This window comes from Sulfoacidibacillus thermotolerans (genome assembly GCF_003144315.1).
Taxonomy (GTDB): Bacteria; Bacillota; Bacilli; order Alicyclobacillales; family SLC66; genus Sulfoacidibacillus; species Sulfoacidibacillus thermotolerans.
On record NZ_MPDK01000015.1, the window covers coordinates 1 to 16,214 of the forward strand.

Here is a 16,214-nt window from a genome sequence, read left to right on the forward strand (position 1 = left end):
TTTAGTTTTCAAGGATCAACTCGCTACCTTCTTGCGCCGCCGCTCGCGGCGACATCGAGTAATATAGCATATGCCCCTTTTACGAGTCAACTAGTTTTGTTGATCTTACTTTTTCGACTTTTTACAGGCCGAGCACAATCTCTTTTTGTGCCCGGCGGAGCCCAAATCCTCCTTTACGCAGATTGAGCAAAGTACCGTTTACGGTTTAACAGCAAACGCTGTCACCTGCCCATTCGTTTCAAAATGCCATTGTTGAGCGTCCATCTGGTATTGATCATAATACGCATCAAATTCTGCAGCCGTAAGTAACCCAGCTGCCAATACACGGTCACGCACCTGCCGCAGACGACGTAAGACAAATTGTACTGCCTCGTCCCCAATTGTACTTTTAGAATACCCGGATTGCACCTGTGCAACACTTTGAACGCCGACAAAGCCCGCATTTTGCAGATAGTGCGCAAGCTTTCGCCCAATCTTCCGATCACCACCTGCGCGCTCCTGCAGTCCCATAAACGCCTTGTGTAACACTTGATAACCATTTGATTCAGGATAACTTAACGACAACCCTTCATCTACATCAATAACACACGCCACCCCGCCGCTGCGCAATACGCGAAACAGCTCTTGCATTCCAATAACCGGATTTTCTAAATGTTGAAAAAGAAATCGTGAAATCACAAGATCAAACGACTGCTCTGCAAACGGCAATTCGTACACATCACCGACCGTAAAGTTCGGAAGATGCCAATCGACCTTTCCTTGTTCCACAATATTTCGAACAAGTACGTTGGCGATTTCCAGCTTTTTTTCATCTACATCTACAGCTGTCACCATAACAGGCGCAAAGAACGCTAATTCTGTCGCCAAAGCTCCAAATCCCGTCCCCACATCCAGAACACGCGCTCCTTCACGCAAAGGCAAAAATGCATACAATCCACGCCGCTCTCGCGCAGTATGCACGGTCTGTTCAAGCAACCAAAGATCCTCTAGCTCCGGATGTTGTTCAATATACTGTGTGTACGCCTGATCTACCATCTGAAATCTCTCAATCGTCAAATCGAACCCTCATCTCCCGACAAACGCGATACACATAGAAACTGCGCCGCTGCAGCAATATCCAGCACACGGCGCAGAAATTTTACTACAGAACAGGAACGCGAGATTGACACCTCGTCCCCTTGACACTTGTGTGATCAATCGGTCGACATGCGACGCCTTAATTGCCACCTCAGATACTCATTCACAAACTCATCCAGATCACCGTCAATCACCGCTTGAGCATTCCCTACTTCATAATTGGTGCGGTGATCTTTGACCAGAGAGTAGGGATGAAATACATAGGAGCGAATTTGGCTTCCCCATCCAATATCTTTTTGTTCCCCGCGCAGCGCAGCAAGCGCCTCCTCCTGCTCTTCACGCTTCTTTTCAGACAGGCGAGCTGCAAGCAACTTCATGGCCATCGCCCGATTTTGAATCTGTGAACGTTCACTCTGACAAGTGACCACAATGTTTGTCGGAAGATGCGTAATCCGAACAGCTGAATCTGTCGTATTCACGTGCTGCCCTCCAGCACCCGTAGAACGATACGTATCAATCTTGATTTCATCAGGACGAATGTCAATCTCTACGGTATCATCAAGTTCCGGTATTACATCAACTGAAGCAAAGGACGTATGGCGTCGTCCTGAACTATCAAAAGGAGAGATGCGCACGAGACGGTGAACCCCTTTTTCCGCTTTCAGATATCCGTACGCATTATGCCCGCTAAATAGTAACGTCACGCTTTTTAGGCCCGCTTCATCCCCTGGGAGATAATCAAGCGTTTGCACTTTCCAACCGCGATGATCCGCCCAACGTGTATACATCCTCAATAAAATCTGTGCCCAATCTTGAGATTCCGTCCCGCCTGCTCCGGGATGCAGTTCCACAATTGCATTGTTGCGATCATAAGGGCCATTTAGCAACAATTCAAGTTCAAAGGTCTCAATATCATCCAATAAATCAAAGCTTTGTTTGTCCGCTTCGCGAAACAACTCTTGATCGTTTTCATCTTGCGCTAGATCCACAATCACTCGCAGATCTTCGACCGATTCCCACAACCGATCATAGGCCCCAAGAATCGATTTAAGGCCCCCTGCTTCCCCGAGCACCTTTCGCGCGAGGTTAGGATAATCCCAGAAGGTCGCTTCCATCATCTTATCTTCAAGCAATTCCAACCGTTCGCGCTTTGACTCGATGTCAAAGAGACCTCCCAATATCCGCCAAACGCTGGGCCATAGTCTGAATTCCCTGTTTCAATTCTCCAAATGTCTCTGCCATAACATCCTCCAAGTCACATCAAGTCATCGATCCAGAAAAATCACGAGGAAGTGAATAGCGGTTGCGGCGTCTCTGGCGGAGCCTCATAGGATAACTGCGCCTTAAAGACGTACATTGTCACTTCTTCACGAATGCTGTGCACCATACTCTCAAACATCTCATATCCTTCTTGTTGATAGGCCGTAAGTGGATCAATTTGTCCATAACCACGCAAATGAATTCCTTGACGCAACATTTCCATCGCGTCAATGTGATCCATCCATTTGCTATCCACGGTCCGCAGAAGCACCATACGCTCAAGATCGCGAATCACTTCGCCCATCTCAGCCTCACGTGCCTGATACTCAACTTCAACTTGTTCATATAAGAATTGACGCAATTCATCTCGATCCAAACGGCGTAGTTCTTCCTCCTTCAAACGCCCAGGAGTTAGAAAATGATTCTCTCCATAATCAATCAAACCCGGAATGTCCCAATCCTCTGGAATTTGATCCAAAAGACAATACGTATCCAGCATAAAATCAATCAAATCCCGAACCATCCCCGCAACAATCTCGCGCAGATGATCCTGCTGGATAATTTGCAACCGCTGCCGGTAAATCACTTCCCTCTGTTTATTCATCACATCATCATACTTTAACACATGTTTGCGAATATCATAGTTATTGGCCTCGACTTTGCGCTGTGCACGCTCAATCGCTTTTGTGACCATTTTATTTTCAATCGGCTGATCTTCTTCGATACCCAACTTATCCATCAGCCCCATAATATTCTCAGACCCAAACATACGCATCAGGTCATCTTCAAGCGACAAATAGAATTGTGAGGACCCAGGATCACCTTGACGCCCAGCCCGTCCGCGCAACTGATTGTCAATCCGCCGACTCTCGTGTCGCTCTGTGCCGATAATGTGCAGTCCACCCAGTTCCTGAACCCCTTCCCCGAGGATGATATCGGTACCACGACCAGCCATGTTCGTAGCTATGGTCACCATCCCAAGTTCCCCTGCGTGTGAAACAATCTCTGCCTCCCGTTCATGGTATTTCGCATTCAGAACTTGGTGCTTGATCCCTTTGCGCTTTAACATAGCAGAGAGAATCTCCGATTTTTCTACAGATGTTGTCCCGACAAGCACCGGTTGCCCCTTCTTATGTCGAGCCTCGATTTCATTGACCACTTGCGAAAATTTACCTTTTACTGTCTTGTAGACAACATCTGATAAATCTTTCCTCTGGTTCGGACGATTCGGCGGAATGGTCACTACATCCATTCCATAAATATCGATAAATTCCTGCTCTTCCGTTTTTGCTGTACCCGTCATTCCGGAAAGTTTTTTATACATCCGAAAATAGTTTTGCAGCGTAATGGTCGCAAGCGTCTTTGATTCATTTTGTACTTTGACGCCCTCTTTCGCCTCTATCGCCTGATGCAATCCATCACTATATCGACGTCCCTGCATCATGCGACCTGTAAATTCATCGACGATGACAACTTCTTCCCCTTGTAATACATAGTCCTTATCTCGTTTCATCAACGTGTGCGCTTTTAACGCCTGCATGATATGGTGATTAATGACCACAAATTGAGGATCAAATAAATTATCAATGTTAAAATAACGTTCTGCCTTATGCACGCCAGACTCCGTGAGATTTGCAGTACGCGCCTTTTCATCTGTATGATAATCCTCAGAATTCAAAGAACGCACAAACAAATCCGCCTTAAAATACAAGTCCGTAGATTTTTCTGCCGGCCCAGAAATAATCAACGGCGTACGCGCCTCATCGATCAAAATGCTGTCAACCTCGTCAACAATCGCGTAAAATAGCGGCCGTTGTACCATTTCCTCAACCTGCATGACCATATTGTCACGTAAATAATCAAAACCAAACTCGTTGTTTGTTCCATACGTGATATCTGCACGATAAGCTTCTTGTTTTTCATAATGTGAAAGCCCATGTACATTCAATCCTACGGTCAAACCGAGAAAACGATGAACTTGCCCCATCCATTCACTATCGCGGCGAGCTAAGTAGTCATTGGCTGTAATCACGTGTACTCCTTGCCCTGCGATCGCATTCAGATAGGCCGGAAGTGTAGCAACAAGCGTCTTGCCTTCACCTGTGCGCATTTCAGCAACCCGCCCATGATGTAAAACGATCCCGCCTAGCATCTGCACGTCAAAATGGCGCATGCCAATTACGCGCTTTGCAGCCTCACGCGTTACAGCATACGCTTCAGGTAACATGTGATCGAGCGACTCACCGTTTTGATACCTTTCTTTAAATAAGGCAGTCTGCCCTCGCAATTCATCGTCCGACATAGCTTCCATTTTAGGTTCAAGCTCTCGAATTCTTTCCACGATGCGGTATAAGCGCTTGACTTCGCGCTCATTCCCGCCTCCGATCATCTTTTTAATCAGCCCTATCAACAGGGTACACTCCCCTCACTCACACCAAAGATCTGCCGCGAGCTTCATTAAAAATCATTTTACCTTTTTCTACTCCCTGACACAACAAAAGAGCGACAACGTCGCCCTTTGTATAAAAACGATCCTCTCATTAACGCGTAAGTCCGCGATTGTACTCGTATTCTCCATTTGCAACACCCAAAATTACGCTGACGCCGATTACAAAAAACCAACTTCCATAACCCACGTGCGCCAACAAGACAATCAACAACGCGATCACAAGCGTCACAAACATCGAAAACAACAACGAAGCAATGCCAAAGCCTCTACGGAGATTCCAAAACAGCAGGTGAACGACCTTCCACACCACAAGAGCAACGATCATCTGCAAAACCCATAAGAGTATGGCCATTGTCCCCACCTCCGCACCCGCGATTGCTATGAGTCGCTACAATAAGCGTATTCTTAGCGCCCGTCCAGGTTGCCTTATGAGGTCAATGTTTACATCTTGGATCACTGAGGTTGAATCAGTCCATATTGTCCATCGCGCCGCCGATAGACAACGCTCGTTTGATCCGTCTCCGCATTCGCAAACACAAAGAAATCATGTCCAAGTAAATCCATCTGCAAAATAGCCTCAGAAACATGCATAGGCTTCATATCAAACTGTTTCACACGCACGAGCGGAAAATCCTCGTCCGCTTCCATAGGAGCCACACTTGAAGTGAGAACGGGTTGAACTTTTGCACGCCCGCCTTCCACCTTTAATCGATGCCCAATCTTTTGTCCAATCTTATGTTTATACTTATCTAATTGCTTTTCGAGCTTGTCCATGACCATGTCAATCGAAGCATACATATCCCCCGACCGTTCCTCTGCCCGTAACATGACATGACCGAGTGGAATCATCGCCTCTACTGCATGGATTCCCCTTGTCACAGACATCGTCACAGTCACTTCCTGTGAGGCAGGCGCATCAAAATAGCGATCAATGCGCGACAACTTTTTCTCTAAGTAGTCTTTTAAGGCAGGTGTCACATCAAGATGATTATCTCCACGAACGTGAATCTTCATCTCTATATTCCTCCCCTCGGAAGTTAAAGGAATTATAACACCCGAACGGCCAATTGCAAAGCGCACCGAGACGTTCCGCTCTATCGTTATCATCTAGCTACCAAGTTTTCATGATTCTTGGTACATCCTATGCTATAACAGGTAACATAGCGATATTCTAGATTCTGAGCGGTGAGCGAAGAGTTACACACTCCCCGTCATCAATCTGTCGCCTCTCTCGAATCCCACAAGGAGTGACAACGTTTTGGAAGATGTGTCCTTTAGCGATTTAACCCCCGAACAAATGTTATACATAAAACGGTTGGCACATCGTCTGATTCAGTGGCGCAAGAGCGGGTCCGTTGATGTCGACGATCTCATTTCCGCCGCACGCACTCGCTGGTGGAAATATTGCTTGCGCCACCCAGAACTTGCCGATGGAGTAAAAGGCGATGAACCCTCGAAAGATTGGGTCATGATCGCTTTTCGACAACAAGTAAAGTATGCGATGCGCGACGTCTTGCGAGATTCATCCCCCGTAAAAGTGACTAGAACCTATCAAGCAAAAATAAAAGCTTACGAAACTCCCTACAGCGTCTCTTTAGAACATGCGATCAATATTCGGGCAGGCGAAGAGGTTGCTGATCACGATCTATGGCTTGATGTCATCTCCAGTATTCGTCAATTGTCGCAAAGAGATCAGATCATTCTTTCTTTATATGCTGAGCAAGGATACAGTTTCACGGAAATTGCGTATGCGCTCGACTTGTCCGTCTCAACCGTTTCAAGAGCTTATCAGCGTACGATCGAACTCATTAAAAAAAATGTCGAAGAAAATCGAACATCGCGCAAAAAAACGTAAAATTCGACTGTACATATAAATGAGGAGGTTACGAAGATGAATCCGACTCCAATCGATCCAACACAAAAAATCACACCTACAACGAAATCTACTGCTGATCAAGCACAAAATACGACAAACTCATCTTCACGTGCATTCGTTGACCACGCAGACAGACAACAAACGCGCGCACAAAAGTTAGAGCACATTCGTCAGCAAATTGCGCAAGGTGCATACCTCGTAGATGCTGAAGAACTCGCAAAAACGCTGATTGATGGTGGGTTTCTCGGTTAATACGTGCCCTGCACCACAAAGTGATTCAATCACAGACAGCTCTACAGAGATAAAATTTGTCAACCGATTAGGTGAGGGCTATGACAGCGCAACGCGCACTAGAGTTGATGGCAATTTTAGAAAAAATAACAGATGAAGTGATTGAAAACTTGGTTTCACATCAACCGCAAAAACTCGAATCTCTGGTCATAGACCAATGTCGTTATCTGCGAGAATTACAGTCATTGCAGACTGAATCCCTCGATCGTGAGCGACTCAATCACTTACATCAACGCGTTTGTACACAGCAAACACTCATCGCTCAAGCACAACAAGTGACCGAATTCTTTTTGCAGCGCCTAAATGAAGGGGCGATGTTTCAAACTCTCGGTTAATCAAGGACTTCGTGTGACCCTTTAAGATTTACCTGACTTTAGGACAAGTAATTGACGTTTACAGAGCATCGTTCAGGAGGAATTCTCATGTCTCTCTCTACTTTTTTTGGACTTAATATCGGCGTCAGTGCACTCGATACCATGCAACAGGCGGAAGATGTAGTTGCAAACAATATTTCAAACGCCAATACGCCTGGGTATGTGCAAGAGGCTCCGCAATTACAAGAGACGACAGCATATCCTCCGATTCCGGCCCAAGATCAGCCCATCATGGGAGGTCAACTTGGTCAGGGTACCTATGTCAGTGAAGTCACACGTGAAACAAACGCTTTTGTCAACGAACAAGATCGCACGAATCAATCCAACTATTCGATGTATCAAACATACCATACCAATTTAAGTCAGATTGAGTCTATTTTGAATGAACCTAGTTCGAACAGTATGCAAAACGCTGTGGATCAGTTTTTTTCTGCATGGCAAACTCTATCTACAGATCCTTCAAATACGGCCGCTAGAGAATCTGTAATTGCCGAGGCGCAAACACTGGGTCAAACTTTTCAGACCATCACAACGCAACTAGAGAGTCTTCAATCCAACTTGGTTGGGCAAATTCAAAATCAGGTTCAGGAATTAAATCAGTATGCGAGTGAAGTCGCCCAATTAAATAACCAGATCGTGCAAATTAACGCAATGAACCCCGGACAGACACAGGCGGGCCAAAATACCCAATCTGAAAGTCCGAACCAGTTGCTTGATCAGCGCGGATACATCCTTGACCAAATGTCAAAACTCGCCAACATTTCTTACGCGCAAGTCACGGGTGACGCTTTTGCCGTCAGCATTGGAGCAGGTCCTACACTTGTGACACTTGTGAATGGCTCATGGACATATACGCCACTTGCAACAGCTACCCTTTTGCCGTCGGCAACGAGTTTAGTCACTTCGACTGCAAACGCCACTTCACCACTCGGCGTAACACTTTCGGAGATTACATCTGGAAGCATTGCTGGTAATGCACAAGGATTAAATTATACAGATCAGTTGCTTGCAAACCTCGATAGCTTCCTCTCGTCATTTGCAAGTCAAGTGAATACAGTACAAGGCCAAGGCTACCCACTCAGTGGCTCTTCAACAACCGCACAAATTACTGCAACTGCGGGTGGTAATACATATAATTACGGGGATCTATTCACCTCAGCAACAACAGCATCTGGTAATTTAGTCTTATCTATAAATCCGCTCTTTCTTCAAACGAGCGGCACGAATTTTATTGCTGCATCTAACGCTCCTAACCAACCAGGGAACAATGCAAACGCAATGCAGATGATCAACCTGCAAACAAACCCAATAACTGCCACTTATACCTCCTATTCGGGTTATACAATCTCATCAAATCCTAGCTATCAAAGTTCATCCTATAGTCAAGCATCCACTGCAGATCAGTATATGGCGAGTCTCGTATCGAATCTAGGCGTTGAAACATCCGCAGTAAAATCCAGTGAAGCCACAGCAAATGCGCTTGCACAACAGTCATCAAACCTCAGGCAGTCCATTTCTGGGGTAGACACAAATGATCAAGCCGCGAAGATGGTTGAATATCAAAATAGCTATGATGCTGCGGCAAAGTTTATCAGTGTTTACGATCAGATGCTTCAATCTTTAATCAATATGATTCCATAACAACTTTCAATTAGGTGAGGTCCTGTTTATGCGTATTACTCAAAACATGATGACAAACCAGTTTATTTACAACATTACAAACGAACAGCAAACAATGCAAACACTTGAAAACGAGTTGTCTACCGGCAAAACTTTGACTCGTCCTTCTGACAATCCACTTGCCGTTTCTCAGGACATGTCAGTTCGTGCAACACTCAGTCAAACAGCCGCTTATCAATCAACCATTAACTCAGGTCTCAGTTGGATGAATGATACCAGTTCAGCAGTTCAACAGATTCTCTCTACTTTGCAAAGTTTGCAAGGTACCGTTCTTGAAGGGATCAATACGACAAGTAAAAGCCCGGCAACACTAGCTGCACTTTCACAAACAGCGCAAGAACTTGCTGCAAACATTGGTCAAACACTAGATGCAAAACAAGGTAATCGTTACTTGTTTGGCGGTGTGCAAATCGATACACAAGTTGCCTCTGTTACACAAGTTCCTTATAGTCCGACAGATATGGCTGTAGTGAACGGTACGACGACGTCAACCACAGGCTATTATGATCTACCGGAAACTCCTGGGAATCCTATGGTTGCCTCAATTACAGGTTCCAATACTACGCTGAGTACAAATCAACCCTATGAATTGCAAGTTGCCGTGTCTACTTCTGGAACTACAACTTTCACTTTGTCAAATCCAATTAATCAGACAGTAATTGCCTCAACACAAGTGGCCAGCACGCCTGTTGCCGGTTCTAGTGTCACCTTAATCGGACCCGCATCGCCGAGTGGCTCCCCTTCAACTTATGCACTGACTTTATCAAATTCATATGCTGTAGCTGCTGGAACAACACAGTCTGATCTTCTCATTCCGAGTACTCACTTAACGAATCCCTATAGTGTGGCGAGTTCTGCATCTGGAACGATCTCTTATGAAGTAGCACCAGGTGTCGAAATTCCAGTCAATGTGACAGCGCAACAAATCATGCGAACTTCTCCGGATGGATCTTCTCCCTCACTGCAAACAACATTGCAAAATATTGCTGTTGACTTGCAGACAGGGAACTCATCCAATCTTCAATCAGATCTTGCCGCCCTTCAAGAAAACATCACAAACATCACAAATATCAACGCGGATTTAGGAGCTCGTATTCAACGCTTAAATGCCTTGAAAAACCAAATGAGTAACTATCAAACGACGCTTACTTCTGAAAAGGGGGTGATAGAAGGCGCAAATATGGCGAAGGTCATCAGTCAGTTTAATACCGATCAAACTGTCTTTACTGCCGCATTAAAGATGGGATCTGAAATTTTACTGCCTTCCCTCGTCAATTTTCTGCCAAATGGTTAATCGTCCTTAGACATCATCGTACTTAACTATAAGAAGGGAATGAACATACTATGTCAAGTTTTTTTAGCGTGAATAACAACGCGCAAGCACAATCTATTCTTCAAAACCTAGACAATGTACAAAATAACATTAACAGTGAATATTCTGCGTTGTCGACAGGCAACAGCATTAATTCTGCAGCTGATAATCCTGCAGGTTACTCTATTGCCCAACAAATGACTTCTCAAGTCAACGGTTTGAACCAAGCCACACAAAATGCACAAAATGGAATTAGCATGATTCAAACTGCTACAGGTGCAATGAACCAAATTGAAACAATTATGCAGACAATGTCCAGTTTGGCAACTGAAGCATCTACCGCAGGGATGTCTTTCTCCGACCGAGCGAACCTACAGTTAGAAATGAACTCTTTAGCTCAACAAATTAACAGCACCACCAATCAAACGCAATATAATGGCATCAATCTGCTGTCAGGACAATTTGCGGCAAGCGGTGCATCCGGGACGCAAAATTTAACCGTGCAAGCAGGTGCCGATCAAAGTCAAACGCTCTCTTTTAACATCGCTGCAACAGATGTTGTAAGTTTAGGCGTTGCTGGAACTTCCGCTGCTGGTGGATCCGTAGCCCAAGCTTCTTTGGCAAATGCTGGATCCTCCTCTACGAATGGTGCTGCGTTATCATCCGTCTCTTCACCCACTACTCTACTTACAGGGTCAAATGCGGTTTATTTTGGGGCAAATACATTATTCCAAGCCGGCCAACAGTTCCAAATCGTCGTAACTGCCAATCTCAGTGGGACAAGCACACTGGCAACAGTTACATCCGAAACTCTACAATTACAAACCTTAAGTGGAAATGATATTGGAGCCGCTTTCACAATAACTCCAGGTTCATCAGGTACAGTTACGCTCGGCGATCCTTCCACTGGAGCAGAGCTCTCCGTAAATCTGTCTACTCAACCTACCACGGGTACGGTGAGTTCAACAGGAACTGGTACGTATACTGGCATTATCTCATTTGCTGCACCAACATCAGGCACATCAGCGCCGGTTGCCGGAAATCAATACAATAATTGGACAGCATCTGCGAATGTCTTTGGGTTAAACATCATGAATCAAGCAAGTGCACAACAGGCGATTACCACACTACACAATGCGATTAACGAGCTTTCCAGCGAACAAGCTCAACTTGGCGCTGTACAAGATCGTTTGAATTACACCGTATCAAATCTGCAAAATTCATCCGAAAATCTGCAAAACGCAAAGTCGACGATTACGAATACCAATATGGCGGCTGAGTACACGCAGTTTTCGCAAAACCAAATTTTGGATCAGGTCGGTCAAAGTATGTTGGCACAAGCAGATCAACAACCGGCTTCCATCTTAAAGTTACTTCAATAGTTTCCTGTATTTCATGATCTAAAGGGTTGATTTCCCTTTTCATCAACGAGCCGCGCGCGATGTATAGCGCGCGGTATTCCCATCATTACAGGAGGAGACGGCATGTCCATAAACCTGTTGCAACAACTCAATTCAATCCCTAACTTGGGTGGCACTGGTCTTCCTGTTCAACAATACGCGTCCGAAATGCAACAAGTTTTAACAGCACAATTTGAGACGATCCCAAATTCCGAACTTTCCACACTCTCTACGACGCAAAATGCATTAAACAGTTTACAACCTGCATTGCAGCAACTTCAGTCTGCTACACAAACATTAGCTAGTTCACTCAGTTGGAATGCTGTTCATTTAACGACGACAGGGTCTGGTTTTACTGCCACAGCACAAGCTGGCGCGGAACCTTCTTCTTACACGATTCAAGTAAACAATCTGGCCACTGCCCAGTGGAATACGGCATCTGTCAGTTTGGCGACGTCTACAGGCAGCTCCACATTGACCGCAGGAACTTTTGCCATCACCCCCTCTTCCACTTCTCAGTTGACGGGAACTGCGACGATCACCGTCACTAGCGGGGAGAGTTTAAGTGATATTGCGGCGGCAGTCAATCAAGATAGTGCAGCAACGGGAGTGGTCGCTTCCATCATCCAAAGTAATAATGGATATCAATTGACATTTCAAGATGTCAACCCCGGTGCGACAAATACCTTTAGCCTTACGGATGTCAGTGGCAATGTGATTTCCTCACAACTAAAAGTCACACAGACAGCAACGGCAACAGATGCTTCAATCACCCTGGATGGTTCAATGACGCTCACGTCATCCAGTGATACATTTGCGAATGCCATTCCAAACGTCACGATCAATGTCAATCAAGCTGGAGCATCAGGAACCATTCTTTTAGCTCAAGATTCTTCTGCAGCCCTATCAGCCGTGCAGAATTGGATGAATGCTTATAATTCGGTGATTTCAACTCTACACACAGATACTGCCTACACGCCAGCTTCTGCATCAAATCCGGCCGCTGGTGCACAGACAGGTCCACTCTTTACGGATCCAGCAGCCACTGGATTATTAGCGCAGCTTCCAAATTCAGTAAATTCCTTTATCGGCGCGAGTGGAGCAACTGGGTCCTCAAATTTCTATCATTCACTTTCTCAACTTGGCATTGTCGTTGATCCAAATACAGGGCAACTCGAGTTTCAATCAGCAAGTGGGTTCGCTGCGAACCCTGCATCTGGAACCGCTGGATTTTCTGGTACTTTACAGTCAGGACAAGCAATGTTTACGCATGCAGTGCAAAGTAATCTTGCAGCGGTACAACAACTTTTCGGTGTCGTACAAACTTCTTCGCTTTCATCTGAGGTCCCCACAAATGGTATATTAGGGAATCTAAATACAGTATTAAATGAATTTTTAGGGTCTGGTTCCTCGACAGGAGTCATTTCTGGTGAGTTGCAATCTATTTCACAACAACAAAAAGAGATCAATCAATATTTAAAACAAGTAAATCAAATGATTACAAACAATGTGCAAAACTTTACTTCACAATTAAATAATTTAAATGCATCATTACAGCAATCAAGCGCACAAATGCAGCAAATAAACGCCATGTTAAATGGTGCATCAAGTTCCAGCAGTAGTTCTAGTTCTAATTCCTCAGGTGGATAATCATATGAATTTGTTTGTCATGCATTCATAATCATTCCGAGTATGCTACACTTCGCGAGGGATGAAGATGAGAGACCGACTTTTAAGAGTAATAGAATTAGGAACCCTAGCGATGACTGCGATCGAACACAAGCAGTATTATCAAACGTATGTAGTGATGCGTGAGCGAACAGAAGCGATTCAAGCACTTCTTGAAGTACAGCAAGGTAACCAAGCATCTGTTTCGCTGGACCTAGCAGAGTTGCATGAACTACAACAGCAAACGCTTGCTCTGCAGCAAGCGTTACAAACTGCAATACACCATGCACAACAGGCACTGCACAAAGAATTACAATCTGCGAATGCAAGAAGAATCTACGCCAAACAGGAACATTTAAATCTCTAGGAATACAAGGATATTTAACACATCATCTGTAGGAATGATCTGCAGTGACACTCTCTATGTAGAGAGCAACCAGTCTATTGAAAAGGCGCGAATGAAATGCTTTTATCTGCATGTATGATTGTAAAAAATGAAGAACTGACGATTAGGCGCTGTCTAGAATCTTTACAAGGAATTGCCGATGAAATCATCGTCGTAGATACAGGGTCTACCGACAAAACAATGGAGATCGTGCAATCCTTTGGCTGCACGATCATACAACACGAATGGCAAAATGATTTTTCAAGCGCCCGCAATGCTGGAATTACTCAGGCAAAGGGAGATTGGATTCTTGTCATCGATGCAGATGAATTTGTAGAAAGATTAGATCGGGAGAAGTTTTTCCAGTTTCTCAAAGCTACGGATGCAGAAGGGGTGTTTATTACAGTAAATAGTTTGATGGGCCCCCTCGCGCATCCGAGCAATATCTTTGCCATTCGTGTGATGCGTTTATTTCGCAAGGGACATTTGTACTCTGGAGCGATTCATGAACAAGTTGCAGATTCTGTTTTTCGCACCAAGCGTCCCATTGCAAAATACGATTTGATCCTCACGCATCTTGGCTATACAAATGAATTTGTTGCGATGCGCGCAAAAACGAAGCGCAACACGCAGTTGATCGAACAAATGATTGAAGAGAATCCCAATGACCTGTTTCAAATCACGAATTTAATGGCTGAATACTCCATATCAGGACAACATACGCAGTGTGCAACGTTAAGTGAAAAAACGTGGAATCGCGTAAAAAAAATGCCAACTTCCGAATGGCCCAACTTTGCACCCCGTATGGTATCCATTTTAGTTGCTTCACTCTGGGAACTTGGCAAACGCGAGGAAGCTCTCTCCTATATGCAAGAAGGGATTCGACTTTTCCCCTGGTTTACAGATTTTAAGAAACGTTATGCTGATATGTTGATACTAAACAGTCAATTTCGTGCTGCAATTGAAACCCTGATGGAGTGTCGAAAACAAGGGGATACACAATTAGGACTCATTGAATTTCTTGAAGGCGCTGGTACTTATCTAGCAGCATACAGCTTAGGGGTAGCTTGGGCGCATGTTGGGGATGAAATGAACGCACGCAAGTGGTTCTTGCAATCTTTTTTTGAAAACCCAGCACAAGATAATACGTTATTACCCATAATAGGTCTGCTCCCTAAAGATCCGAAGCTATTAAGAGAATTCATCGAGCCACGTCTATACGATCCAACAGCGTTTGCAACCTATGTTGAGATTTACTCCGGTTGGAATTATGAAGATGCTGATCGACTCATTGATCAACTTGAGAAAAAATACGGAGAATCAGAAGCTTCGCATCGTGCTCACATGTCTTTGTTGCGACTGGAGGGTACCGAAGCCCTTCACAAACGAGCACAAACTGTCAATTATGATATCGATTGGCTACTGCTCGGCATCCATTACCTTGAACTGGGAGATAAAGAACAAGCAAACTATGCGCTTTCACGTGCTAAAGTGCGTGGTGAATACCTGCTAAAGGTCATGACCTCTTTAGAAAATTCACCTGATTCTACATGGGGTTTACATGGGGTCATCCGCGATCTAATTGCTATGAACCCAACAACTTTATTGCAAAAATGGCTCCCACGCGCAATGGACATAGAAACATTTTGGATTACTCTTAAATGTTCACCACTGAAAAGTATGCTTGAAACAATCACATGGCCAGGTAAAACGGCGCATGAATGTGAGCAAAATGCGCTCAATCACTTCAATCAGAAAAACTATCGGGAAGCTTCGAAATGGTTAACCCGCGCACAACAGTTTGAAAAGACAGTAACACAATTTCTACTTGAATGTGATTTAGCGTTAGCCGAAAATGACTTGCCAAAGGCTCGTAAAACGATCTTTGATGGAAAAAAACTGTATCCCGATTCTGAAATGCTAAAAATTGCTTCAGATCAAATACATCCAAAACTCAATCCACTTGAAATCACACAGAAACTCGGGAGTGGTATGCAATGAATCCTGCGGATGTGTATCGCCAACAATCTGTACTGACAGCACCCTTACCAGTGAAACTCGCAAAACTGCACGAACGCGGCGCTTTATTAACTCGACAAGTACGTCATTTCACCGAGAACAACGAGATCTTACGCGCACGCGACGCCATCACGCAAATTGAAGATATCATTACCTTTCTACGCAGTTCTTTAAACCCTGACTTAGAAGTTTCTTCTTATGTTGAAGCGACATACATTTTCTATTACGATATGGCAGTTTCATGGTACATTGATCCAAATAAGGTATCTGAAGGCTATGATTCTATGTTAGAATTCTGGGAGAGTTGGGCACGCACATGGAGTCAAGTTCGCGATTAAAATAACTATGCGAGACAGCGAGAATACTCGATTGTCGATCCGTATCGACTCAGTGAGGATGTGCTTCTGTGTTACTTTCAGCCTG

Annotated in this window: 16 protein-coding genes; 11 read left to right on the forward strand and 5 right to left on the reverse strand. The window is 44.6% G+C overall.

Annotated features, from left to right (window positions below):
- The coding region (locus BM613_RS15325; RefSeq protein WP_219930668.1) for a hypothetical protein at window positions 1-186 on the forward strand (186 nt) is incomplete at its 5' end.
- A gap of 12 nt (window positions 187-198) precedes the next feature.
- Here the strand turns inward: BM613_RS15325 and BM613_RS09290 are convergent.
- The 5 genes from BM613_RS09290 to hpf all read right to left on the reverse strand — a co-directional run bounded on the left by BM613_RS09290 (window position 199) and on the right by hpf (window position 5,800).
- Window positions 199-1,056 (reverse strand): methyltransferase domain-containing protein, encoded by an 858-nt coding sequence (locus BM613_RS09290; RefSeq protein WP_109430907.1) that lies wholly within the window; start codon window positions 1,054-1,056, stop codon window positions 199-201.
- A 137-nt stretch (window positions 1,057-1,193) separates the two neighbouring features.
- Window positions 1,194-2,319 (reverse strand): peptide chain release factor 2 gene (gene prfB, locus BM613_RS09295; protein ID WP_181363011.1). Its coding sequence is split into 2 segments (ribosomal slippage): window positions 1,194-2,240 and window positions 2,242-2,319, totalling 1,125 coding nucleotides; the frame shifts between segments, so codons are not numbered across the junction.
- Between the two features lie 40 nt (window positions 2,320-2,359).
- Window positions 2,360-4,747 (reverse strand): preprotein translocase subunit SecA, encoded by a 2,388-nt coding sequence (gene secA, locus BM613_RS09300; RefSeq protein ID WP_181363012.1) that lies wholly within the window; start codon window positions 4,745-4,747, stop codon window positions 2,360-2,362.
- A 130-nt stretch (window positions 4,748-4,877) separates the two neighbouring features.
- Window positions 4,878-5,138, reverse strand: a complete 261-nt coding sequence (locus BM613_RS09305) for a hypothetical protein (RefSeq protein WP_109430909.1) — start codon at window positions 5,136-5,138, stop codon at window positions 4,878-4,880.
- A gap of 101 nt (window positions 5,139-5,239) precedes the next feature.
- A complete protein-coding gene (gene hpf, locus BM613_RS09310; RefSeq protein WP_109430910.1) occupies window positions 5,240-5,800 on the reverse strand; it encodes a ribosome hibernation-promoting factor, HPF/YfiA family in 561 nt (186 codons plus the stop codon).
- A gap of 253 nt (window positions 5,801-6,053) precedes the next feature.
- Between hpf and BM613_RS09315 the strand changes: the two genes are divergently transcribed.
- The 10 genes from BM613_RS09315 to BM613_RS09360 all read left to right on the forward strand — a co-directional run bounded on the left by BM613_RS09315 (window position 6,054) and on the right by BM613_RS09360 (window position 16,129).
- Window positions 6,054-6,641 (forward strand): RNA polymerase sigma factor, encoded by a 588-nt coding sequence (locus tag BM613_RS09315; protein ID WP_245926334.1) that lies wholly within the window; start codon window positions 6,054-6,056, stop codon window positions 6,639-6,641.
- A 36-nt stretch (window positions 6,642-6,677) separates the two neighbouring features.
- Complete coding sequence (locus tag BM613_RS09320) at window positions 6,678-6,914, forward strand: flagellar biosynthesis anti-sigma factor FlgM (RefSeq protein WP_109430912.1); 237 nt, start codon at window positions 6,678-6,680, stop codon at window positions 6,912-6,914.
- 80 nt (window positions 6,915-6,994) lie between these two features.
- The gene (locus BM613_RS09325; RefSeq protein ID WP_109430913.1) at window positions 6,995-7,288 is read left to right on the forward strand and encodes a hypothetical protein; all 294 of its coding nucleotides are present in this window, start codon (window positions 6,995-6,997) and stop codon (window positions 7,286-7,288) included.
- 87 nt (window positions 7,289-7,375) lie between these two features.
- Window positions 7,376-8,968, forward strand: a complete 1,593-nt coding sequence (flgK, locus tag BM613_RS09330) for a flagellar hook-associated protein FlgK (RefSeq protein WP_109430914.1) — start codon at window positions 7,376-7,378, stop codon at window positions 8,966-8,968.
- Between the two features lie 28 nt (window positions 8,969-8,996).
- Window positions 8,997-10,301 (forward strand): flagellar hook-associated protein FlgL, encoded by a 1,305-nt coding sequence (gene flgL, locus BM613_RS09335; protein WP_109430915.1) that lies wholly within the window; start codon window positions 8,997-8,999, stop codon window positions 10,299-10,301.
- A 68-nt stretch (window positions 10,302-10,369) separates the two neighbouring features.
- Complete coding sequence (locus BM613_RS09340; RefSeq protein WP_181363013.1) at window positions 10,370-11,701, forward strand: flagellin N-terminal helical domain-containing protein; 1,332 nt, start codon at window positions 10,370-10,372, stop codon at window positions 11,699-11,701.
- A 102-nt stretch (window positions 11,702-11,803) separates the two neighbouring features.
- The gene (gene fliD, locus BM613_RS09345) at window positions 11,804-13,369 is read left to right on the forward strand and encodes a flagellar filament capping protein FliD (RefSeq protein ID WP_109430917.1); all 1,566 of its coding nucleotides are present in this window, start codon (window positions 11,804-11,806) and stop codon (window positions 13,367-13,369) included.
- Between the two features lie 67 nt (window positions 13,370-13,436).
- On the forward strand, window positions 13,437-13,754 hold the full coding sequence (locus tag BM613_RS09350) for a hypothetical protein (RefSeq protein ID WP_146192785.1): 318 nt from the start codon (window positions 13,437-13,439) through the stop codon (window positions 13,752-13,754).
- 114 nt (window positions 13,755-13,868) lie between these two features.
- Window positions 13,869-15,773, forward strand: coding sequence for a glycosyltransferase family 2 protein (locus BM613_RS09355; protein ID WP_181363014.1), 1,905 nt, complete (start codon window positions 13,869-13,871; stop codon window positions 15,771-15,773).
- On the forward strand, window positions 15,770-16,129 hold the full coding sequence (locus tag BM613_RS09360) for a flagellar protein FliS (RefSeq protein WP_109430920.1): 360 nt from the start codon (window positions 15,770-15,772) through the stop codon (window positions 16,127-16,129). The genes BM613_RS09355 and BM613_RS09360 overlap by 4 nt, the downstream gene beginning before the upstream one ends.
- Window positions 16,130-16,214 lie beyond the last annotated feature (85 nt).

What these genes read in the sequence shown, in the direction of transcription:
- BM613_RS09305 (WP_109430909.1), bottom strand. Translation starts at nt 5,138, where the DNA reads ATGGCCATACTCTTATGGGTTTTGCAGATGATCGTTGCTCTTGTGGTG.
- hpf (WP_109430910.1), bottom strand. Translation starts at nt 5,800, where the DNA reads ATGAAGATTCACGTTCGTGGAGATAATCATCTTGATGTGACACCTGCC.
- BM613_RS09320 (WP_109430912.1), top strand. Translation starts at nt 6,678, where the DNA reads ATGAATCCGACTCCAATCGATCCAACACAAAAAATCACACCTACAACG.
- BM613_RS09325 (WP_109430913.1), top strand. Translation starts at nt 6,995, where the DNA reads ATGACAGCGCAACGCGCACTAGAGTTGATGGCAATTTTAGAAAAAATA.
- flgK (WP_109430914.1), top strand. Translation starts at nt 7,376, where the DNA reads ATGTCTCTCTCTACTTTTTTTGGACTTAATATCGGCGTCAGTGCACTC.
- flgL (WP_109430915.1), top strand. Translation starts at nt 8,997, where the DNA reads ATGCGTATTACTCAAAACATGATGACAAACCAGTTTATTTACAACATT.
- fliD (WP_109430917.1), top strand. Translation starts at nt 11,804, where the DNA reads ATGTCCATAAACCTGTTGCAACAACTCAATTCAATCCCTAACTTGGGT.
- BM613_RS09350 (WP_146192785.1), top strand. Translation starts at nt 13,437, where the DNA reads ATGAGAGACCGACTTTTAAGAGTAATAGAATTAGGAACCCTAGCGATG.
- BM613_RS09355 (WP_181363014.1), top strand. Translation starts at nt 13,869, where the DNA reads ATGATTGTAAAAAATGAAGAACTGACGATTAGGCGCTGTCTAGAATCT.
- BM613_RS09360 (WP_109430920.1), top strand. Translation starts at nt 15,770, where the DNA reads ATGAATCCTGCGGATGTGTATCGCCAACAATCTGTACTGACAGCACCC.